Origin of the sequence: Pseudomonas sp. dw_612 (genome assembly GCF_018449725.1) — a bacterium.
Lineage (GTDB): Bacteria > Pseudomonadota > Gammaproteobacteria > Pseudomonadales > Pseudomonadaceae > Aquipseudomonas.
The window spans coordinates 454,531-476,645 of record NZ_JAAVVC010000002.1 but is presented as its reverse complement, the minus strand read 5'-3'; the positions used below and the strand labels follow the sequence as shown (position 1 = coordinate 476,645).

The 22,115-nt window shown below is 58.4% G+C and carries 19 protein-coding genes; 10 read left to right on the top strand and 9 right to left on the bottom strand.

Features of this window, described 5'->3' with window-relative positions; all coding sequences use genetic code 11:
* Positions 1–28: 28 nt before the first annotated feature.
* The 4 genes from HB680_RS05400 to HB680_RS05385 form a co-directional block, all read right to left on the bottom strand.
* On the bottom strand, positions 29–433 hold the full coding sequence (locus tag HB680_RS05400; protein WP_213937552.1) for a SufE family protein: 405 nt from the start codon (positions 431–433) through the stop codon (positions 29–31).
* Positions 430–1,635: a cysteine desulfurase gene (locus HB680_RS05395; protein ID WP_213937551.1), complete on the bottom strand. Its 1,206-nt coding sequence runs from the start codon at positions 1,633–1,635 to the stop codon at positions 430–432. The genes HB680_RS05400 and HB680_RS05395 overlap by 4 nt, the downstream gene beginning before the upstream one ends.
* 172 nt (positions 1,636–1,807) lie before the next feature.
* Positions 1,808–2,842 (bottom strand): 2,3,4,5-tetrahydropyridine-2,6-dicarboxylate N-succinyltransferase, encoded by a 1,035-nt coding sequence (gene dapD / locus HB680_RS05390; RefSeq protein WP_213937550.1) that lies wholly within the window; start codon positions 2,840–2,842, stop codon positions 1,808–1,810.
* A gap of 33 nt (positions 2,843–2,875) precedes the next feature.
* The gene (locus tag HB680_RS05385) at positions 2,876–3,238 is read right to left on the bottom strand and encodes an ArsC family reductase (protein WP_054047203.1); all 363 of its coding nucleotides are present in this window, start codon (positions 3,236–3,238) and stop codon (positions 2,876–2,878) included.
* A gap of 231 nt (positions 3,239–3,469) precedes the next feature.
* Between HB680_RS05385 and HB680_RS05380 the strand changes: the two genes are divergently transcribed.
* Complete coding sequence (locus tag HB680_RS05380; RefSeq protein WP_213937549.1) at positions 3,470–5,101, top strand: Na+/H+ antiporter; 1,632 nt, start codon at positions 3,470–3,472, stop codon at positions 5,099–5,101.
* A 17-nt stretch (positions 5,102–5,118) separates the two neighbouring features.
* Here the strand turns inward: HB680_RS05380 and HB680_RS05375 are convergent, their stop codons facing one another.
* From HB680_RS05375 to map, 5 genes are all read right to left on the bottom strand, one after another.
* Complete coding sequence (locus HB680_RS05375) at positions 5,119–5,859, bottom strand: M12 family metallopeptidase (RefSeq protein WP_256735448.1); 741 nt, start codon at positions 5,857–5,859, stop codon at positions 5,119–5,121.
* A gap of 69 nt (positions 5,860–5,928) precedes the next feature.
* Positions 5,929–6,672, bottom strand: coding sequence for a M12 family metallopeptidase (locus HB680_RS05370; protein WP_213937548.1), 744 nt, complete (start codon positions 6,670–6,672; stop codon positions 5,929–5,931).
* A 172-nt stretch (positions 6,673–6,844) separates the two neighbouring features.
* The gene (gene dapC / locus HB680_RS05365; RefSeq protein WP_213937547.1) at positions 6,845–8,044 is read right to left on the bottom strand and encodes a succinyldiaminopimelate transaminase; all 1,200 of its coding nucleotides are present in this window, start codon (positions 8,042–8,044) and stop codon (positions 6,845–6,847) included.
* Between the two features lie 214 nt (positions 8,045–8,258).
* Entirely contained in the window at positions 8,259–10,961 is a 2,703-nt protein-coding gene (locus HB680_RS05360) for a [protein-PII] uridylyltransferase (protein ID WP_213937546.1), read from the bottom strand.
* Positions 10,962–11,005: 44 nt separating this feature from the next.
* Positions 11,006–11,788, bottom strand: a complete 783-nt coding sequence (map, locus tag HB680_RS05355) for a type I methionyl aminopeptidase (protein WP_213937545.1) — start codon at positions 11,786–11,788, stop codon at positions 11,006–11,008.
* A gap of 373 nt (positions 11,789–12,161) precedes the next feature.
* Between map and rpsB the strand changes: the two genes are divergently transcribed.
* The 9 genes from rpsB to bamA all read left to right on the top strand — a co-directional run bounded on the left by rpsB (position 12,162) and on the right by bamA (position 22,082).
* Positions 12,162–12,899: a 30S ribosomal protein S2 gene (gene rpsB / locus HB680_RS05350; protein ID WP_003219330.1), complete on the top strand. Its 738-nt coding sequence runs from the start codon at positions 12,162–12,164 to the stop codon at positions 12,897–12,899.
* A gap of 192 nt (positions 12,900–13,091) precedes the next feature.
* Positions 13,092–13,955: a translation elongation factor Ts gene (tsf, locus tag HB680_RS05345; RefSeq protein WP_213937544.1), complete on the top strand. Its 864-nt coding sequence runs from the start codon at positions 13,092–13,094 to the stop codon at positions 13,953–13,955.
* Between the two features lie 210 nt (positions 13,956–14,165).
* Entirely contained in the window at positions 14,166–14,909 is a 744-nt protein-coding gene (gene pyrH / locus HB680_RS05340) for a UMP kinase (RefSeq protein ID WP_003172271.1), read from the top strand.
* The gene (gene frr, locus HB680_RS05335; RefSeq protein WP_007949335.1) at positions 14,906–15,463 is read left to right on the top strand and encodes a ribosome recycling factor; all 558 of its coding nucleotides are present in this window, start codon (positions 14,906–14,908) and stop codon (positions 15,461–15,463) included. Before pyrH ends, frr begins: the two co-directional genes overlap by 4 nt.
* Before the next feature lie 13 nt (positions 15,464–15,476).
* Positions 15,477–16,232 (top strand): polyprenyl diphosphate synthase, encoded by a 756-nt coding sequence (gene uppS, locus HB680_RS05330; protein WP_054047192.1) that lies wholly within the window; start codon positions 15,477–15,479, stop codon positions 16,230–16,232.
* On the top strand, positions 16,232–17,038 hold the full coding sequence (locus tag HB680_RS05325) for a phosphatidate cytidylyltransferase (protein ID WP_213937543.1): 807 nt from the start codon (positions 16,232–16,234) through the stop codon (positions 17,036–17,038). Before uppS ends, HB680_RS05325 begins: the two co-directional genes overlap by 1 nt.
* The gene (gene ispC / locus HB680_RS05320) at positions 17,035–18,225 is read left to right on the top strand and encodes a 1-deoxy-D-xylulose-5-phosphate reductoisomerase (RefSeq protein ID WP_213937542.1); all 1,191 of its coding nucleotides are present in this window, start codon (positions 17,035–17,037) and stop codon (positions 18,223–18,225) included. Before HB680_RS05325 ends, ispC begins: the two co-directional genes overlap by 4 nt.
* 54 nt (positions 18,226–18,279) lie before the next feature.
* Positions 18,280–19,632 (top strand): sigma E protease regulator RseP, encoded by a 1,353-nt coding sequence (rseP, locus tag HB680_RS05315; RefSeq protein WP_213937541.1) that lies wholly within the window; start codon positions 18,280–18,282, stop codon positions 19,630–19,632.
* A 74-nt stretch (positions 19,633–19,706) separates the two neighbouring features.
* Positions 19,707–22,082: an outer membrane protein assembly factor BamA gene (gene bamA, locus HB680_RS05310; RefSeq protein WP_213937540.1), complete on the top strand. Its 2,376-nt coding sequence runs from the start codon at positions 19,707–19,709 to the stop codon at positions 22,080–22,082.
* Positions 22,083–22,115 lie beyond the last annotated feature (33 nt).

The following is a 22,115-nucleotide window of genomic DNA, read 5'->3' as shown; positions in this document are numbered from 1 at the left end:
CTCCTACAGTAGATTGGGGCGCAGGCGATTAGCCGGCCAATTCATTCATCCGCTGCAGTACGGCATTCAGGCCATTACTGCGCGATGGCGACAACTGCCGACTCAACCCAAGCTGATTAAACCACTCCGGCAAATCCACCTGCCGCAACTCAACTGCCGACAACCCGTTAACCCGCGCCAACAACAACGCCACCAACCCGCGAATCAACCGCGCATCGCTGCTCGCGGCGAATTGCCAGTGCCCATCCTGCAGCGTCCCCACCAACCAGACCTGGCTTTCACAGCCATGCACACGGTTGGCCTCGACTTTATCCACATCGCTCAATGCCGGCAGGCGTTCGCCCCATTGCATCAGCAGGCGAGCCCGCTGTTCCCAGCTCCCGGCGTGTTCAAAGGCATTCAGCGCCAGCACCGCATCGGCCGGCAAACTCATCGCAACAACTCCAGCGCCTGATCCAGCGCTTCGAAGAACCGCTCCAGATCTTCGGAGTCGTTATACAGCGCCAACGACACTCGAATCGCCCCGGCCAGCTCAAAGCTCTTGAGCAACGGCATGGCGCAGTGATGGCCGGCGCGCACGGCAATTCCCTGTTCGGTCAGCAAATGCGCCAGATCGGAGTTATGCACACCCTCGACGACAAAACTGGCCAGCGCCAGTTGCGGTTTGCCCAAGAGTCGAATGCCGTTGCGCGCTTCAAGACCTTTGAGCAGATAGTCGTGCAGCGCGGCTTCGTGGGCGGACACCGCGTCCTGATCCAGACCGGCGAGGTAATCCAGGGTTGCCCCCAGGCCAATCACACTGGCAATCGGCGGCGTTCCGGCCTCGAAACCCAGCGGCGCCGGGCGGAACCGGGCGTCGTGGTAGTTGGCGTCCAGCACCATTTCGCCGCCGAATTGCCACGGGCGTAGCTGTTCAAGGGCTGCATTGCGCCCGAACAGCACGCCGAGGCCGTCGGGGCCATAGAGCTTGTGACTGGAAAACACATAGAAGTCGCAACCCAGTGCCTGTACATCGTGACGGCTGTGGACCACGCCTTGCGCGCCGTCGACGACGGTCAGCGCGTTGTGCGCTTGAGCCATCGCCAGCAACTCAGGCAACGGCTGCCAGGCGCCGAGCACATTGGACAACTGACTGACCGCCAGCAACCGGGTGCGTGGGCCGATTAGCTGTGCGGCGGCCTCAAGGTCGATCACACCGTCGGCGTCCAGCGGCAAAATCAGCAGTTTCAGATCGCGGCGCAGGGCCAGTTGCTGCCAGGGCAGCAGATTGGCGTGGTGTTCCAGAGCGCTGATGACAATCTCATCGCCCGGATTGAATAAGTGTTCCAGGCCATAGGCCAAGAGGTTCAGCGCGGAGGTTGCGCCGTGGGTGAAGATGATTTGCCCGCCATCGCCGGCATTGAGCCATTGCGCGACTTTGCGGCGGCTGTCCTCGAACGCCTGGGTGGCGTGGGCGCCGGGCAAGTGTTGCGCCCGATGTACGTTGGCCGCGCCGTTGGCGTAGTAATGCGCCAAAGCGTCCAGCAGTGCTTGAGGTTTTTGCGTGGTGGCGGCGTTGTCCAGATAGGTCTGGTCTTGCCGTTGCAATGCGGCGATGGCCGGAAAATCGGCGCGCCAGGGAGAAGGAATCATCATGCTATCGGGCCCTGCTAAACATGGGCAAGGTGTACGCCTGAACGTCCTGACCTCCCTGCACTTGTAGGAGCGAAGCTTGCTCGCGAAGCTTTTGGCGTCAGTGAAGACGCCTTCGCGGGCAAGCCTCGCTCCTACAAAAGTGCAGGGAGCAGGTGATCGTTTTGCGCCCTGCTTAGTTATGAGCGTGCAACGCTTCGTTCAGTTCGATGGCCGACTTGTGGGTTTTGCATTCCACGGCACCGGTCTCCGAATTGCGACGGAACAAAAGGTCAGGTTGACCGGCCAGTTCACGGGCTTTCACGACTTTGACCAGTTTATTGTGCTCGTCCAGCAGCGCCACTTTGGTGCCAGCGGTCACGTACAGGCCCGACTCCACCGTGTTGCGGTCGCCCAACGGGATGCCGATACCGGCGTTCGCGCCGATCAGGCAGCCTTCGCCGACCTTGATCACGATGTTGCCGCCACCCGACAGGGTGCCCATGGTCGAGCAACCGCCGCCCAGGTCCGAACCCTTGCCGACGAACACGCCGGCCGACACACGACCTTCGATCATGCCCGGGCCTTCGGTGCCCGCGTTGAAGTTGACGAAACCTTCGTGCATCACGGTGGTGCCTTCGCCCACGTAGGCGCCGAGGCGGATACGTGCGGCGTCAGCAATGCGCACGCCGGCCGGGACCACGTAGTCGGTCATTTTCGGGAACTTGTCCACCGAGAACACTTCCAGCAGCTCGCCACGCAGGCGGGCTTCCAGTTGATGCTCGGCCAGTTCGGCGAGGTCGATGGCGCCCTGGCTGGTCCAGGCGACATTCGGCAGCAGCGGGAACACGCCGGCCAGGTTCAGGCCGTGGGGCTTGACCAGACGATGGGACAGCAGGTGCAGCTTGAGGTAAGCCTCAGGCGTGGAGGTCAGTTGAACGTCTTCGGCCAGGATGGTGGCGACCAGCGGCTTGTGGCTTTCGGCCAGACGGGTCAACAGTGCGGCTTGGCCAGCATCGACGTTTTTCAGCGCTTCAGCCAATTGCGAAGCCTGGGCGGTGGTGAAGGCGATGGCCTGGTTGCCGTCGGTGTAGCCCAGAACCGGCGCAATCGCAGCGACCAGTTCGACCGATGGATTGAGCAACGGCTGCGCGTAAAACACTTCCAGCCAGGCGCCTTGACGGTTTTGAGTGCCGACACCAAAGGCCAGGCTGAACGGAGTAGTGGACATGTTGATACCTCTAACAAAAAAGAACGGGCTGCCTTACTTGAGTGCGGCCGCGTAGATATCTGGCTTGAAGCCAATCAGGGTTCGGTCACCGAGATCAAGCACCGGGCGCTTGATCATCGAGGGTTGGGCGAGCATCAGTTCGATGGCTTTCGCTTGGTCGAGATCGGCTTTGCGTTCGTCGTCGAGTTTGCGAAAGGTCGTGCCTGCACGGTTCAACACCACTTGCCAGCCGTGCTCGTCGCACCATTGGTTGAGGTGTTCACGGTCGATACCGGCCGTTTTGTAATCATGAAAGTCATAGCTGACAGCGTGTTCATCGAGCCAGGTGCGCGCCTTTTTCATGGTGTCGCAGGCTTTGATGCCGAAAAGGTGCAACGTTTTACTTGAATCGGTCAAGGAATTGCCCCCTTTGCAGGTGCTGGAAAAAAATGGTGACGGATTATGCCATGGCCTCTCGGTTAAAGCGCAAAACCTGTGGGCGCTGAGTTTGCTCGCGATAGCGGTGGGTCGGTCAAAGTTGATGGTGAATCTCATGCCGTCATCACGAGCAAGCTCGCTCCCACAACCGCCAGTCTAAGCGGCTAATATGGCACTTCAATGCTGTCGATTGCCTGGGAATAGCGCTTTATGCAAACCGCCTACACCGTCCTGATCCTGTTGATGCTGGTCGGCGTTTCACGCCTGATCGGACGGGTGATCCCGCTGCCGTTGCCACTGGTGCAAATCGGTGCGGGTGCGTTACTGGCCTGGCCGACGCTGGGGCTGCATGTGGCGCTGGACCCGGAGTTGTTTCTCTTTCTGTTCCTGCCACCACTGTTGTTTTCCGATGGCTGGCGCATGCCCAAGCGCGAATTGTGGCGCCTGCGTGGGCCGATCCTGACCCTGGCTGTGGGGTTGGTGCTGTTTACGGTGGCGGGCGCCGGCTATTTCATTCATTGGTTGATCCCGAGCATCCCGCTGCCGGTGGCGTTCGCGTTGGCGGCGGTGTTGTCGCCGACTGATGCCGTGGCGGTGTCGGCGATTTCGCAGAACCGTTTACCGACGCCGTTGATACACATGCTCCAGGGCGAGGCGTTGATGAACGATGCGTCGGGCCTGGTGACCTTCAAGTTTGCCTTGGTCGCTGCGGTGACCGGTGTGTTCTCGCTGGCCAATGCCAGTCTGACCTTTGTGCTGGTGGCGGTCGGCGGCCTGGCCACGGGTGTCGCGCTGAGCTGGCTGGTCGGCCGCTTGCGGTCGTGGATGATTGCCCGGGGCTGGGATGACCCGGCGACCCACGTGGTGTTCATGTTGCTGCTGCCGTTCGCCGCGTATGTGCTGGCTGAACGCCTCGGTGCCTCGGGTATTTTGTCGGCGGTGGCGGCGGGGATGATGCAGAGCTGGCTCGATCTGCTGCCACGCCAGACCAGCACCCGGCTGCTCAATCGCAGTGTCTGGTCGTTGCTGGAGTTTGCCTTCAATGGCTTGATCTTCCTGCTGCTGGGCTTGCAACTGCCGGACATCATCAAAGCCGTTGCCAGCCACGAACCCTCGTTGTGGCCGACCCTGCTTTACCGGTGCCTTGATGTGGTGGCGATTTTCCTGATGTTGCTGGTGCTGCGGTTTATCTGGGTGCAGAGCACGTGGCGTTTGTCGGGCCTGTTGCGGCGCTGGCGCGGCAAGGGCGAACTGACATTGGTGCCCACGGCACGATCCTGCTGGCTGCTGACCGTCGGCGGCGTGCGCGGTGCGGTGACCCTGGCGGGTGTGCTGTCGGTGCCGTTGTTGATGGGGAGTGATGCCTTTCCCGAGCGCGACCTGCTGATTTTCATCGCCGCCGGGGTGATTCTGTTGTCGCTGGTTGCCGCGTGCATTGCCTTGCCGCTGCTACTGCGCGGCATCGAGAAAAGCCCTGACGACAAACGCCGCAACGAAGTGCGCGACGCCTGGCGCAAAACCGCTGAAGCGGCGATTCATGCTCTGGAAGTTGAAGAGGCCAAACCGGCGGATGCGGCTGAGGCGGCGCTGGCGGCTGAACTCAAGGCGCGGATCATGTCCGAATATCGTCATCAACTGGAGGTGTTCAACGACTCGGCCGAAGCCCAGGCGTTGGCGTTTCAGATGGACTTGCTGGAACGGCGATTGCGCTTGAAGGCGCTGCGGGCGCAACGCCTGGAGTTGTACAGCCTCAGCCGTCATCACCAGATTGGTGATGACGTTTTGCGTGAAGTGTTGGGTGAGCTGGATTTGAGTGAGGCTAATCTGGGACAGGTGAAGTAACGCTGCCTAACGGCAAATCACTTCGGGTAAGCCCTGCGGACGGCCTCGATGTCTTTTGAACTGAGAACGGTGTTTTCGCTCTGTTCCCAACCACCCTCAGTGGTCTCGCGAGAAATACGGTAATGCATCACCGAATAGCGGTCGTAATCACCGTAAGTAATGTCAGCCGTGCGGGCTAGCGGCAGCACATTGCGGTCTACCTCTTCACTGTTCCAGCCAAATTGACGCTGATACCACGCGTAGGCTTTGGGTCGATCCCATGGAATAGAAGCTTCTGGATGTTGATGTTCGTGATGTAGTCCCAATACGTGACCGAATTCATGCAGGACCGCGTATTCAAACCTGGGATCTTGCGGATCGATACTCAGAACCATGGTTGGCTGGTGCGGCAACAAGGTCAAGGCATCCGTTCCTACCGCAGAAACGCCTCCGCCGTCACCGGCGTAATTGATGTAAATCCGAATATCTCCTGTTTCTCCAGAAATGAAGTTGAATTTCAGATCGATGTGTTTCAGCCATGTGCTGGCGATGCTTTTTACTTTTTGGATGGTTTCCTCATCTTCGTCATACATGGCGATATTGAGTGTGCGAACCGGGCGCCAGTACTTGGTGTGAGTGCCGACACTTCTTTTGGTGCGGCGAGAGTTACTGACGGCGGCGTTTTCTTTTCGTTCGGTAGTGGCGGCGTCAAAGGCAGAAAACTCGTCGATGTTATGCATGATGCTGCAAGGTGTGTGGGGCATGTGGGTAGCTTTCATGCTCAATAAGCTATAGCGAGTAATTTGATTAAGTTTCGTTGTCGCGGATTTATTTGTATTGGGTGACCATCAGGATTCGACAGTGGGCATAGCTTTCGGATAGGCCCTGCGCATGTTCCGTCGATCAAGTTTGCTGATTCGGAGATTGTCACCCACTTCCCAATCGCCCAAAGTGAGTTCGTTGGCTATTTTGTAGTGCATGATCGAATCCCTGTCATAGGGGCCATGAAGAACGTCATCGATGGGCAGTTTGTTTAAAAGGTTATGATCGATTTCTTCTTCGGTCCATAAGTAGTTGGCTTTATAGAATGCGTAAACCTCGGGTTTGTCCCACGGTATATCTGCCTTGGGATGCTGGTGTTCGTGTTCAAGGCCCAAGGCGTGCCCAAACTCGTGGAACACGGCGGCATCGAAGTGAGGGTGTTCAGGTACGGTGCCCAGGCTCAAGGTGGGCTGGTCCAGAGGGACGAGCAACGCATCGGTGCCGATAAAAGATTCGTTGTATTGGCCATGGGTCGTGATACGGATATGACCGGGCTCATTGTCGTCAAAAGTAAACGTCAGGTTGGTGGAGGGCTCCCATTGCCTGATGAGGCGTTCTATCCGGTCTTTAAGACCCGGCGGTAATTCATTCGTAAAAGTAATGTTAAGTACCTGGCCATTTCCCCAGAATCGGCTCCATATACCGACCGAACGTTTATGTCGCCCACCGGGTGCGGCTTTTCTTTCGTTGTCCGGATTTGCTGTTATCGCGGCATTGTAGGACGCCTGTTCGTCGCTGGGTCTCATTACTTTGCAAGGGGGGTTATTCATTGTTGACTTCCATGTGCGTAAAAAGGTATCCGAGTCATTCGGATATTCAGACTGCAATGGAAGGCTAAGCGAGAGGCGCAGAATTGTTAAGTTTAAATATGCGTAAGGCTGTTACGTAACATCAATAAACCCGCACGATATTGCACCGCGCGGGTTTTATATTAATGAAGGCTTATGACTGCCTGGTAATGAATGCACGAATCCGCTCGGCGGCTTCTACGCATTCGGCCAATGGCGCAACTAATGCCAGGCGGACGCGACCGGCACCCGGATTAAAGCCGTCAACTTCACGGGACAAATATGAACCCGGCACCACGGTGACATGTTCTTCTACAAACAAATCCCGACAGAACGCCTCGTCATCACCTTTAACATTCGGCCACAAGTAGAAACCGCCATCCGGACGCTGTACGTCCATCACCGGGCTGAGGATTTCCAATACCGCGTCGTACTTCTCGCGATACAGCGCCCGGTTGGCGCGCACATGCACTTCGTCGTTCCACGCAGCAACGCTGGCCAGTTGGGTTTGAACCGGCATCGCGCAACCGTGGTAGGTGCGGTACAGCAGGAAGCCCTTGAGAATATTGGCGTCCCCAGCGACAAAACCCGAACGCAGGCCCGGCAGGTTGGAACGCTTGGACAGGCTGTGGAACACCACGCAGCGCTTGAAGTCCTGGCGGCCCAGTTCCACGCAGGCACTGAGCAGGCCCGGCGGCGGGGTTTGTTCGTCGAAGTACAGTTCGCTGTAGCACTCGTCGGCGGCGATCACGAAGTCGTATTCGTCGGCCAGAGCGATAAGCTTTTTCAGGGTTTCAACCGGGATCAGCGCGCCGGTCGGGTTGCCTGGCGAGCACAGGAACAGGATCTGGCAGCGTTTCCAGATGTCGGGCGAAACGGCATCGAAGTCCGGGTTGAAGCCGTTCTCGTCCAGGCAGGGCAGGTAGTGCGGCTTGGCCCCGGCGAGGAACGCGGCACCTTCGTAGATCTGATAGAACGGGTTCGGGCTGACCACTAGCGCGTCTTCGCCACGGTTGACGACGGTCTGGGTGAAGGCGAACAGCGCTTCACGGGTGCCGTTGACCGGTAGCACATTACGCGCCGGGTCGAGCCAGCCGCTCGGGACGTTGAAACGACGTTCACACCAGGCTGCGATGGCTTCACGCAGGGCCGGGATACCGAGGGTGGTCGGGTACACGGCCATCTGATCCAGATTGCTGGCCAAGGCTTCGGCAACAAAACTTGGCGAACGGTGCTTCGGCTCGCCGATGGACAAGGCGATAGGGCGTTTGTCCGGGTTTGGCGTGACGCTGCCGAGCAGGGCGCGGAGCTTCTCGAACGGGTAGGGCTGCAACTGGTTCAGAGCGTTGTTCATCGGGGGCCTCGTTCAATGTGGGGGAGCGCGCTCAAATCTCAGTCAAGACGCTAAACCTGTGGGAGCGAGCTTGCTCGCGATGGCGGCGGCACATTCAACATCAATGTGTGCTGATCCACCGCTATCGCGAGCAAGCTCGCTCCCACATGGGATTTCGTTCAACTGAGCATTCTTGGGGTTGCCCATTTCCACAGGGGAAGTTTGTTAATTCAAATCAGATGCTGATACGCGACAGTTTGATCTCGGAATCCTGGCTAACGCTCAGTTGTTCGACGATTGCATCCTGCAAGCGGCTGCACAGCAACGGGTCAGACAGCGGCTGGTTGTTCGCGTCGGTGATAAAGAACACGTCTTCCACGCGCTCGCCCAGGGTCGCAATTTTGGCGTTTTGCAGCGACAGGTCGAACTCCAGGAAAATCGTGCCGATCCGCGCCAGCAGGCCGGGGCGATCCGGCGCGCTGAGCTCCAGCACGGTCACCGGACGCTGGGCGTCGTTGTGGATCGTCACTTGTGGCGCAAACGCAAAGTGCTTGAGCTGGCGCGGCACCCGGCGCTGGATGATCGTCGGGTAATCGTCCGGGTTGCGCAGCGCTTCGGTCAGGCCTTCGCGGATCTGTTTGACCCGCGTCGGATTGTCGCCGATCGAGTCGCCGTCGGTGTCGAGCACGATGTAGGTGTCGAGGGTGAACTGGCTACTGGAGGTGATAACCCGGGCGTCGTGAATGTTCAGGTTGAGCTGGTCCATCGCCGCCACGGTCACGGCGAAGAAGTCGTGCTGATCGGGCGCATAGATGAAAATCTGCGTGCCGCCCTCGAATTCGCGTTGGGTGGTTTCCTTGATCAGCACCAGCGGGCCGCCATCCGCCGGCTGCTGCAGGATCGCGTCGCTGTGCCAGGCCACGTCGCCGGCGGTGTGACGCAGGAAATAGTCATCGCCCAGTTGCGCCCACAGTTGTTCGACATCGTCCGGGTCAGTGCCGCCGCGCACCAGAATGTCCAGAGCGGCGCTCTGGGTCTGACGGATCTGCTCTTCGCGGTCCACCGGGTTTTCCAGGCCGCGACGCAACGCGCGCTTGGTTTCGGTGTAGAGCTGGCGCAACAGGCTGGCGCGCCAGGAATTCCAGAGTGTCGGGTTGGTGGCATTGATGTCGGCGACGGTCAGCACATATAAATAATCGAGATGGGTTTCATCGTCGACGATCTGTGCGAAATCGTGGATCACCTGCGGGTCGGACAAGTCCTTGCGCTGGGCGGTGGTGGACATCACCAGGTGGTTTTGCACCAGCCAGACGATCAGGCGACTGTCCCACACCGGCAACTGATGGCGCTGGCAAAAGGCTTCCGCGTCTACCGCGCCGATGTCCGAATGGTCGCCGTGCCGGCCCTTGCCGATGTCGTGATACAGACCGGCCAGGTAAATCAACTCCGGCTTGGGCAGCTTGGCCATGAGCTTGCTGGCCAGCGGGAATTTTTCCGACACCTGGGTGTACTGCAACTTACGCAGGTGCTTGATCAGGTTCAGGGTGTGGGCATCGACCGTATAGATGTGGAACAAGTCGTGCTGCATCTGCCCGACGATAAAGCCGAACTCCGGCAAATAGCGCCCGAGAATGCCGTAACGGTTCATCCGCCGCAGGTTGCGGTGAATGCCGATCTTGCATTTGAACAGCTCGATAAACAGGCTGGTGTTACGAATGTCGTTACGAAAATCGTCGTCGATCAGGTGACGATTTTCCCGCAGCAGACGAATGGTATCGGCGCGCACGCCTTTGATTTCCGGCTGCTGGGCCATCAATACGAAGATTTCGAGCATGGCGAACGGCGTGCGACGGAACACATTGTTATTGCGCGCCTCGATATAGCCATCGTGCAGTTGGAACCGTGAATTGATCGGCTGCGGCGGCGCTTCGTCTTCCGGCGCGAGGATGACTTCCTCGAAGTGCTGGATGATCAGGTCGCTGAGCTGGGCGATGCTCATGACCACGCGGTAATACTGCTGCATGAAGTTTTCGATGGCTTGCTTGGCGTCATCGCCTTCGAAACCCAGCAGCCCGGCAATGGAGCGCTGGTGGTCGAACAGCAAGCGGTCCTCGGAACGCCCAGCGAGCATGTGCAGGGCGTAACGGACCTTCCACAAAAACTCCTGGGACGAGGCCAGCAGGGCGTTTTCACTCTCCACCAGAAAGCCTTCGCCAGCCAGGGCTCGCAGGTTCAGGGTGCCGTATTCGCGACGGGCGACCCAGAGAATCGTCTGGATATCCCGCAAGCCGCCGGGCGAACCTTTGACGTTGGGTTCCAGGTTGTATTCGGTGTCGTTGTACTTGTGGTGGCGGGCCTTTTGCTCGGCGCGCTTGGCCAGGAAAAAGTCCTTGCTCGGCCACATGTGCGCGGTGCTGGTGACGTCGAGCATGCGCTGGCGCAGGCGCTCGGGGCCGCAGATGGTGCGGCTTTCCATCAGGTTGGTGACCACCGTCAGGTCGGCGCGGGCTTCAACCGCGCATTCATCCACCGAGCGCACGCTCTGACCGACTTCCAGGCCGATATCCCACAACAACGTCAGAAAACGCTCGATGGAATCGCGGAAAACTTCGTGGTCGGCGCTGTCCAGCAGGATCAGCAGATCGATGTCGGAGTAGGGGTGCAACTCGCCGCGACCGTAGCCGCCGACCGCGACCAGCGCGATGTCAGCGTCTTCGCTCCAGTTGAACTGCTCCCAGGCCTTTTGCAGGATGTTATCGACGAACCAGGCGCGATCCTCGATCAGGCGGCGAATGTCGCGGCCGCTGCGAAAACGCTCGTCGAGCACCTCGCGGGCCTGGCGAATTGCCTTCTTGAAGGCCGCGATCGGGCTGGCCTTCAGGGCCAGTTCCGCCTGGAACTGGCCACGGTCGAAGAGTTCGGGATCCACCTGCGGCATCGATTGGCTTTCCTTTCTATAAGGCTATGAACTGTGCGGGTCGATCAGGCCGAAACGCGGGGGATGGTGTCATCGGCGCGCAGGGTGAAGATCTCGTAGCCGGTGTTGGTCACCAGCAGGGTGTGTTCCCACTGGGCGGAAAGTTTGCGGTCCTTGGTGATCGCGGTCCAGCCGTCGCCCAGCACCTTGGTGTCGGCCTTGCCCTGGTTGATCATCGGTTCGATGGTGAAGGTCATGCCGGCTTTCAGTTCCATGCCGGTGCCGGCACGGCCGTAGTGCAGGATCTGCGGCTCTTCGTGGAACACCTTGCCGATGCCGTGGCCGCAGAACTCGCGAACCACCGAGAAGCCGTTCTTTTCAGCGTGCTTCTGGATCACTTCACCGATGTCGCCGAGGCGGCAGCCGGGTTTGACGATTTCGATGGCCTTGTACATGCATTCCTGGGTGACCTGGGACAGGCGCTCGGCCCAGACCGGCACGGTGCCGACATGGAACATGCGGCTGGTGTCGCCGTGGTAGCCGTCTTTTATCACGGTCACGTCGATGTTCACGGTGTCGCCATTCTTCAGCGGCTTCTCGTTCGGGATGCCGTGGCAGACCACGTGGTTGATCGAGGTGCAGATCGACTTCGGGAAGCCCTTGTAGTTGAGCGGGGCAGGGATGGCTTTCTGCTCGTTGACGATGTAGTCGTGGCAGATGCGGTCCAGTTCTTCGGTGGTGACGCCCGGTTTGACATGTTCGGCAATCATTTCCAGCACATCGGCGGCCAGTTTGCCGGCGATCCGCATTTTTGCGATGTCCTCGGGAGTTTTGAGGGTGACGGTCATACAGGCTCTCTCTGCGCTCAACGGCGCTTACTAATTCGGAATGGGCGTTGCGCGATCGATCTTCGCGGCCCTGAAAAACGCGATTCTAACAGACGATCAACGCAAATCTGAGCCTCTGTGCATCGCTTCTCTCTATAGATAGGCGCATTCTTGGGGGATTCCAAGGGCGTAGCTAAAGGCGCGCGCCAGGAATTGAGAATCCGGGTTCCGTTTTTTGCAGCCCTGTGATATAAAATGCGCCGCTTTCCGGGGATACCCCGAAAGGCTTAAATCCACACACGTGTCGACACGATGACCTGGGTGCCTTCAGCTGATGCTGCTGGTTGGTCATTGGGATACGTGGAGGCCAAACCCGACTTATTAAGGAACTATCATGTCCCAAGTCAACATGCGCGATATGCTGAAGGCCGGTGTGCACTTCGGTCACCAAACCCGTTACTGGAACCCGAAAATGGGTAAATACATTTTCGGCGCGCGTAACAAGATCCACATCATCAACCTTGAAAAAACCCTGCCAATGTTCAACGAAGCTCTGACTTTCGTAGAGCGTCTGGCCCAGGGCAAAAACAAGATTCTGTTCGTCGGCACCAAGCGTTCCGCTGGCAAGATCGTTGCTGAAGAAGCAGCACGTTGCGGTTCGCCGTACGTCGATCACCGCTGGTTGGGCGGCATGCTGACCAACTTCAAAACCATCCGTGCTTCCATCAAGCGTCTGCGTGACCTTGAAGTGCAAGCCGAAGACGGTACTTTCGCCAAGCTGACCAAGAAAGAAGCGCTGATGCGCACTCGCGATCTTGAGAAGCTCGATCGTTCCCTGGGTGGTATCAAGGACATGGGCGGTCTGCCAGACGCACTGTTCGTAATCGACGTTGATCACGAGCGCATCGCGATCACCGAAGCCAACAAGCTGGGCATCCCGGTTATCGGCGTAGTCGATACCAACAGCAGCCCGGAAGGCGTTGACTACATCATCCCAGGCAACGATGACGCAATCCGCGCTATCCAGTTGTACATGGGTTCGATGGCTGACGCTGTAATCCGCGGTCGCAACCACGTTGCTGGCGGCACCGAGCAGTTCGTTGAAGAAGCTCCGGTAGCAGCAGCTGAGTAATTGACGCCTTGGCGTTGACTCAGTAAGCAAAAAGGGGGCTTGGCCCCCTTTTTGCCACCTCGAAAACCATTTGTCGGCAGCGCAGCTACAGCATCTGTAACGTGCAGCGGCTTACAAGAGTGGTTCGGGAAGAATTGAACGCCCGTTCGATCGGGTGGAATGGTTGATAACCTATCCAAGAGGATTTTTGAAATGGCAGAGATTACTGCAGCGTTGGTTAAAGAACTGCGTGAGCGTACCGGCGAAGGCATGATGGATTGCAAAAAGGCCTTGACCAAGGCCGGCGGCGACATCGAAAAAGCCATCGACGACATGCGTGCTTCGGGCGCCATCAAGGCTGCCAAGAAAGCAGGCAACGTAGCTGCTGAAGGCGCGATCGCTCTGAAAGAAGACGGCAAATCCGCCGTTCTGCTGGAAGTGAACTCGCAGACCGACTTCCTGGCTTTGCAGGATGACTTCAAGGCATTCGTTGCTTTGAGCGTTGAAAAAGCGTTCGCTGACAAACTGACTGACGTCGCTCCGCTGATCGAAGCTCAAGAAGCTGCTCGCCTGGTACTGGTCGGCAAGGTTGGCGAAAACGTCAACATCCGTCGCCTGGCACGCGTTGAAGGTGACGTTGTTGGTGGTTACCTGCACGGCAACAAGATCGGTGTTGCAGTTGTCCTGAAAGGCGGCACTGTTGAGCTGGCCAAGGACATCGCTATGCACGTAGCGGCGACCAACCCTGAATTCCTGCTGCCATCGGAAGTTTCCGCTGAAGCGGTCGAGCGCGAGAAAGGCGTGTTCCTGACCCTCAACGCTGACAAGATCGCTGGCAAGCCAGAAAACATCGTTGAAAACATGGTCAAAGGCCGTATCAGCAAGTTCCTGGCTGAGGCTTCCCTGGTTGAACAGGCGTTCGTCAAGAACCCTGAGATCAAGGTTGGCGAACTGGCCAAGAAAGCCGGTGCTGAAATCGTTTCCTTCACCTACTTCAAAGTAGGCGACGGCATCGAGAAGCCGGTCGACAACTTCGCTGAAGAAGTTGCTGCCCAGCTGGCTGCCGCCAAGCAATAAGACGGTTTTTATAACTGTCGCCCTGAAGAGGCTGCCCGCTTACGCGCGCAGCCTCTTTTCAGATGGGCTACCAATTTTTATTGGTTTCCCTTTGGAACTGGCTTACAAAGCCATGTTCCGATGGCGCTGAAGCAGCGCCAAGCTAGAGTGAACGCCAGCTGTAAACAGCTCGCAAAGAATTTTTAAAATACGCCGCAGGAGAGATTCGCAATGGCTCAGCAGGGCAGTGGTTATCAGGCTCGCTATAAACGCATTCTACTCAAGCTTAGCGGCGAGGCCCTGATGGGCTCGGAAGAGTTCGGGATTGATCCGAAAGTTCTGGATCGCATGGCACTGGAAGTGGGCCAATTGGTCGGCATCGGTGTGCAGGTCGGTCTCGTGATCGGCGGCGGCAACCTGTTCCGTGGTGCCGCGCTGAGCGCGGCCGGCATGGATCGGGTCACCGGTGACCACATGGGCATGCTGGCCACTGTGATGAACGCCCTGGCCATGCGTGACGCGCTGGAACGTGCCAATATCTCGGCCATCGTGATGTCGGCCATTTCCATGGTTGGTGTGACCGATCATTACGATCGCCGCAAGGCCATGCGCCACCTGAACGCCAAGGAAGTCGTGATTTTCGCGGCCGGTACGGGCAATCCGTTCTTCACCACGGACTCGGCAGCCTGCCTGCGTGCAATCGAGATCGATGCCGATGTCGTGCTCAAGGCGACCAAGGTCGATGGCGTCTACACCGCTGACCCATTCAAAGACCCGCATGCCGAGAAGTTCGATCATCTGACTTACGATGAAGTGCTGGATCGCAAGCTGGGTGTGATGGATCTGACCGCCATTTGCCTGTGCCGCGACCACAAAATGCCGTTGCGCGTATTTAACATGAACAAGCCCGGCGCCCTGCTGAACATCGTGCATGGCGGCGCTGAAGGGACCCTGATCGAGGAAGGCCAACAATGATCAACGAAATCAAGAAAGACGCTCAAGAGCGCATGCAGAAATCTCTGGACTCTCTGAACCACGCATTCGGTCAGATTCGTACCGGCAAGGCTCACCCAAGCATTCTGGGCAGCGTGATGGTGCCGTACTACGGCACAGACACTTCCATCACCCAAGTGGCCAACATCACAGTAAAAGACTCCCGGACCCTTCAGGTCGTGGCGTTTGAGCGCAATATGCTCGCGGCAGTCGACAAAGCGATCCAAAGTGCCGGTTTGAACCTCAACCCGACCAACCTGGGCGAGTTGCTGCTGATCTCCATGCCTGCCCTGACTGAAGAAACCCGCAAGGGCTTCACCAAGCAGGCGCGTAGCGCAGCGGAAGATGCCCGTGTTGCCGTGCGCAATATTCGTCGTGATGCACTTGGCGACCTGAAGAAGCTGGTCAAGGACAAGGAAATCAGCGAAGACGAAGAGCGTCGTGCTGCTGCTGATATCCAGAAGCTGACCGACAAGGCTGAGGCCGATATCGACGCAGCGACCAAGCAAAAAGAAGCGGACCTGATGGCCGTATAAGGGTCGCGTTTTCATGGAAAAGACCAAGCAGACTGCGCCGTCCGCGGTGCCGCGCCATGTCGCGATCATCATGGATGGTAACAATCGCTGGGCGAAAAAACGCTTTATGCCGGGTGTCGCCGGGCATAAAGCGGGTGTGGATGCAGTTCGTGCGGTAATCGAGGTGTGCGCCGAGGCCAAGGTCGAGGTGCTGACCCTGTTCGCCTTCTCCAGTGAAAACTGGCAGCGGCCGGCCGATGAGGTCAGCGCCTTGATGGACCTGTTCTTCAAGGCGTTGCGTCGCGAGGCCAAGCGCCTCAACGACAACAACATCAGCCTGCGCATCATTGGCGACCGTTCGCGTTTTCACCCTGAGCTTCAAGCTGCCATGCGCGAAGCCGAGGCGATTACCGCTGGCGCCAATCGCTTTATCCTGCAGATCGCCGCCAACTACGGTGGTCAGTGGGATATCGCGCAAGCTGCGCAGCGCCTGGCGCGGGAAGTCCAGGCCGGGCATCTGCGCCCGGAAGACATCACCCCGGAACTGTTGCAAACCTGTCTGGTGACCGGCGACCTGCCGTTGCCTGACTTATGCATTCGTACCGGCGGTGAGCACCGCATCAGCAATTTCCTGCTCTGGCAGCTGGCTTACACCGAGCTGTACTTCTCCGACCTGTTCTGGCCGGACTTCAAACACGACGCCATGCGCACCGCGCTGGCCGATTTCGCTTCTCGTCAGCGCCGCTTCGGTAAAACGAGCGAGCAGGTCGAGTCTGGAGCCCGGGTTTAATGCTTAAACAACGAATCATCACCGCGCTGATCCTGCTACCGATCGCCTTGTGCGGGTTTTTCCTGCTCGAAGGCTCCGGTTTTGCGCTGTTCATCGGGCTGGTCGTAACCCTGGGTGCGTGGGAGTGGGCGCGCCTGGCGGGTTTCACGGCCCAGCCGATTCGCGTCGCCTATGCCGCTGTGGTCGCGCTGATGTTGTTTGTCATGCATGTCCTTCCGGGGCTCGCGCCTTGGGTGCTGGGCGCCTCTGTGCTCTGGTGGGGGGTGGCGACGTATCTGGTGCTGACGTACCCGCGCTCCAGCGAACACTGGGCCAGTGCGGCTTGCAAACTGGTGATCGGTTTGCTGATCCTGTTGCCCGCCTGGCAAGGTCTGGTCCAGATCAAGCAAGAGCCTTTGGGTAACTGGCTGATCATGGCGGTCATGGTGCTGGTCTGGGGCGCCGATATTGGTGCGTACTTTTCAGGTCGCAAGTTCGGCAAGCGCAAGCTGGCGCCGCAGGTCAGTCCCGGCAAGAGCTGGGAAGGTGTCTATGGCGGCCTGGCGCTGAGCCTGGTCATCACGCTGGTGGTTGGCCTGGTCCGCGACTGGACCGTGGCGGAACTGCTTAAAGGCCTGGTCGGTGCGGCACTGATCGTGTTCATTTCGGTGGTGGGCGACCTCACCGAGAGCATGTTCAAGCGTCAATCCGGGATCAAGGACAGCAGTAATCTGCTGCCGGGTCATGGCGGCGTACTCGATCGCATCGACAGTCTGACCGCAGCGATTCCGGTCTTCGCGGTGCTGTTGTGGATGGCGGCACCGTGAGCCGCCCACAGCAGATTACCGTTCTGGGGGCGACCGGCTCGATCGGCCTGAGCACCCTGGATGTCATTGCGCGTCATCCCGAGCGTTATCAAGTCTTCGCGCTGAGCGGTTTTACTCGGTTGAGTGAACTGCTGGCTCTATGTGTTCGGCATGCGCCACGGTTTGCAGTCGTGCCTGAGGCCGCGGCTGCCCGTGGTCTGCAGGAGGATTTACGCGCCGCAGGCCTGTCGACTCAAGTGCTGGTGGGGGAGGAGGGCCTGTGTCAGGTCGCAGCCGACCCTGAAGTGGATGCGGTCATGGCGGCCATCGTCGGTGCGGCGGGCTTGCGCCCGACCCTGGCGGCGGTCGAGGCCGGCAAGAAGATCCTGCTGGCCAACAAAGAAGCGCTGGTGATGTCCGGTGCATTGTTTATGCAGGCGGTGCGCAAAAGCGGTTCGGTGCTGCTGCCGATCGACAGCGAGCACAACGCGATTTTCCAGTGCATGCCTAACGATTTCGCCCGTGGTCTGGGTGCGGTCGGTGTGCGTCGGATTTTACTGACAGCCTCTGGTGGCCCTTTCCGGCAGACGCCGATGGCGGAATTGGCGCATGTTACCCCCGATCAGGCGTGTGCTCACCCAAACTGGTCCATGGGGCGCAAGATTTCGGTTGATTCGGCCAGCATGATGAATAAAGGGCTTGAGCTGATCGAAGCCTGCTGGCTGTTCGATGCCAAGCCATCCCAGGTCGAAGTGGTGATTCACCCGCAGAGCGTTATTCACTCGCTGGTGGACTATATCGACGGGTCGGTGCTGGCGCAGTTGGGTAATCCGGACATGCGCACGCCGATTGCCAACGCTTTGGCCTGGCCGGAGCGCATTGACTCGGGTGTCGCGCCGCTGGATCTGTTTGCCATCGCGCGTCTGGATTTCCAGGCCCCCGATGAAGAGCGTTTTCCGTGCCTGCGCCTCGCGCGACAGGCGGCAGAGGCCGGCAATAGCGCGCCGGCCATGCTCAATGCGGCAAATGAAGTGGCGGTTGCGGCCTTTCTCGACGGACGGGTTCGTTACCCGGAAATCGCGAGTATCATCGAGGAAGTCTTGAATCTTGAGCCTGTGGTTGCGGTGAATGATCTCGAGGCGGTGTTCACCGCGGACGCCAAGGCGCGTGTGTTGGCTGAACAGTGGTTGAGTCGTCACGGGCAATAAGTGTTGCAGTACGTTGGCCCAATGCAGCACTGGATAGGATTGCGGAGAAAGTAGATGAGCGCGCTCTATATGATTGTCGGCACCCTGGTAGCCCTGGGCGTGCTGGTCACCTTCCACGAATTCGGCCACTTCTGGGTCGCACGTCGCTGTGGGGTCAAAGTGCTGCGTTTCTCCGTAGGCTTTGGCATGCCGTTGCTGCGCTGGCACGACAAGCAGGGCACCGAGTTCGTGCTGGCCGCGATTCCGCTGGGCGGCTACGTGAAGATGCTCGACGAGCGCGAAGGCGAAGTGCCGGCCGACCAGATCGATCAATCTTTCAACCGCAAGTCAGTTCGCCAGCGTATTGCCATCGTTGCCGCCGGCCCGATCGCCAACTTTCTGCTGGCCATGGTGTTTTTCTGGGTGCTGGCCATGCTCGGCAGCGAACAGGTGCGTCCGGTCATCGGTGCCGTCGAGTCAGGCAGCATCGCGGCCAAGGCCGGTTTGAGCGCGAATCAGGAAATCGTTGCCATCGATGGCGAGCCGACTTCCGGATGGGCGGCCGTCAACCTGCAACTGGTCCGTCGCCTGGGCGAGAGCGGTACTTTGCAGTTGCTGGTGCGCGAACAGGGCTCTACGGCTGAGTCGCCTCGTGAGCTGGCGCTGGATCATTGGCTCAAGGGTGCCGATGAACCGGACCCGATTCGCTCGCTGGGTATTCGCCCGTGGCGTCCTGCATTGCCGCCGATCCTGGCGGAACTCGATTCGAAAGGGCCGGCGCAAGCCGCGGGCCTGAAAACCGGTGATCGGTTGTTGGCCCTTGACGGCAAGGCGCTGGATGACTGGCAGCAAGTCGTCGATACCGTACGTATTCATCCGGATACCAAAATCATGCTGCGCGTCGAGCGCGATGGTGCTCAAATCGACGTCCCTGTGACGCTGGCGGCTCGTGGTGGCAGCAAAGCTCCAACGGGTTACCTGGGTGCCGGAGTGAAAGCAGTCGACTGGCCACCAGAGATGATTCGCGAGGTCAGTTACGGTCCAGTGGCCGCGATTGGGGAGGGTGCCCGACGCACCTGGACCATGAGTGTACTGACCCTTGATTCGCTCAAGAAAATGTTGTTCGGCGAGCTCTCGGTAAAAAACTTGAGTGGACCGATAACCATTGCTAAAGTGGCGGGCGCTTCTGCCCAGTCGGGTGTCGCTGATTTCCTGAATTTCCTTGCTTATCTGAGTATTAGCTTGGGTGTTCTGAATTTGTTGCCCATTCCTGTACTGGATGGGGGGCATTTGTTGTTTTATCTGATCGAGTGGGTGCGTGGTCGCCCCTTGTCGGATCGGGTGCAGGGTTGGGGGATACAGATCGGTATCAGTTTGGTGGTCGGGGTGATGTTGCTTGCTCTGGTCAATGATCTGGGTCGACTGTAACGCTTCGCTGAATTGCGAATCTGCCGCATTTTGCGGCAGTTTGTTTATTGCCAGTTGGAATAAGAAAGGACTTCATGAAACGTCTGCTGCTAACTGCGGTTCTCACCGTATTGATGATCGCCGAAGTTCACGCCGAGTCCTTCACTATCTCTGATATTCGCGTCAATGGCCTCCAGCGGGTCTCCGCGGGTAGTGTCTTTGGTGCCTTGCCGTTGAACGTCGGTGAACAGGCGGATGATCGTCGCCTGGTGGAATCCACTCGTGCGTTGTTCAAAACCGGGTTCTTTCAAGATATCCAGCTGGGTCGCGAAGGCAATGTCCTCGTTATCACGGTAGTCGAGCGTCCGTCGGTCGCCAGTATCGAGATCGAGGGTAACAAGGCCATCTCCACTGAAGACCTGATGAAGGGCCTCAAGCAATCCGGCCTGTCCGAAGGCGAGATCTTCCAGCGCGCCACCCTCGAAGGTGTGCGTAACGAGCTGCAGCGCCAGTATGTCGCTCAGGGCCGTTACTCGGCGACCGTCGATACCGAAGTGGTGCCGCAGCCGCGTAACCGCGTTGCGTTGAAGGTCAACATCAATGAAGGCACCGTCGCTGCTATCCAGCACATCAACGTGGTGGGTAACACGGTCTTCGCCGATGACGACCTGATCGACCTGTTCGAACTCAAGACCACCAACTGGCTGTCGTTCTTCAAGAACGATGACAAGTACGCTCGTGAGAAACTCTCCGGTGACCTGGAGCGTCTGCGCTCCTACTACCTGGACCGCGGCTATATCAACATGGATATCGCTTCGACCCAGGTGTCCATCACCCCGGACAAGAAGCACGTCTACATCACGGTCAACGTCAACGAAGGCGAGAAGTACACCGTTCGTGACGTGAAGCTCAGCGGCGACCTGAAAGTACCTGAAGACCAGGTCAAGTCCCTGCTGCTGGTCCAGAAGGGCCAGGTGTTCTCGCGCAAGCTGATGACCACGACTTCCGAACTGATCACCCGTCGTCTCGGTAACGAGGGTTACACCTTCGCCAACGTCAACGGCGTGCCTCAGCCTCACGATGACGACCACACCGTGGATATCACGTTCGCCGTTGATCCAGGCAAGCGTGCTTACGTGAACCGTATCAATTTCCGCGGCAACACCAAGTCCGAAGACGAAGTGCTGCGTCGTGAAATGCGTCAGATGGAAGGTGGCTGGGCTTCGACCTACCTGATCGACCAATCCAAGACCCGTCTTGAGCGTCTGGGCTTCTTCAAGGAAGTGAACGTTGAAACCCCGGCCGTACCGGGTGTGGACGACCAGGTTGACGTGAACTACAGCGTTGAAGAACAGGCTTCCGGTTCGATTACCGCCAGTGTCGGTTTCGCCCAGAGTGCCGGTCTGATCCTCGGTGGTTCGATCACCCAGAACAACTTCCTGGGTACCGGTAACAAAGTCAGCATCGGTCTGACCCGAAGCGAATACCAGAGCCGTTATAACTTCGGTTATGTCGACCCGTACTGGACTGCTGACGGTGTGAGCCTGGGTTACAACGCTTTCTATCGCACCACTGACTACAAAGATCTCGACGTCGATGTTGCAAGCTACGCAGTAGACAGCCTCGGTGCTGGCGTAAGCGTCGGTTACCCGATCAGCGAAACGTCGCGTCTGACCTTCGGCCTGACTGCGCAACAAGACAAGATCAAGACGGGCGTATACACCGTTGACGAGATTTTTGACTTCGTTAACAAGGAAGGCGACAACTACCTGAACTTCAAGGCATCGGCCGGTTGGTCCGAGTCGACCTTGAACAAAGGTGTGCTGGCAACCCGCGGTCATTCCCAAAGTTTGACGCTGGAAACCACGACACCGGGCAGCGACCTGTCGTTCTTCAAGCTCGACTACCGTGGCCAGTTGTTCCAGCCACTGAGCGAAAACTACACCATGCGCCTGCACACCGAGCTGGGTTATGGCGATGGTTATGGTTCGACCGACGGCTTGCCGTTCTATGAAAACTACTATGCTGGTGGTTTCAACTCGGTACGTGGCTTCAAGGACAGCACCCTGGGTCCTCGCAGTACACCAAGTACCGGCAAGAACCCGGGCACTGCAGTCGATCCGGACCAGGATCCACTGCCGTTCGGTGGCAACGTCCTGATTCAGGGTGGTGTGGAAGTCCTGTTCCCTCTGCCGTTCGTCAAAGATCAGCGTTCCCTGCGTACTTCGGTATTCTGGGACGTGGGTAACGTGTTCGACTCGCAGTGCAAATCGCCAACGAACGCCGATGGTTCGAAAGCCAGTACGCAGTGCAACGACATCAGCCTGAGCAACATGGCCAGTTCCGTCGGTGTCGGCGTGACCTGGGTCACCGCACTGGGTCCTCTGAGCTTCGCGTTGGCCATGCCGATCAAGAAACCGGATGACGCTGAGACTCAAGTGTTCCAATTCTCCCTCGGCCAGACGTTCTAAGTGTCTGACCCAAGATAACGACAATGGATTTTG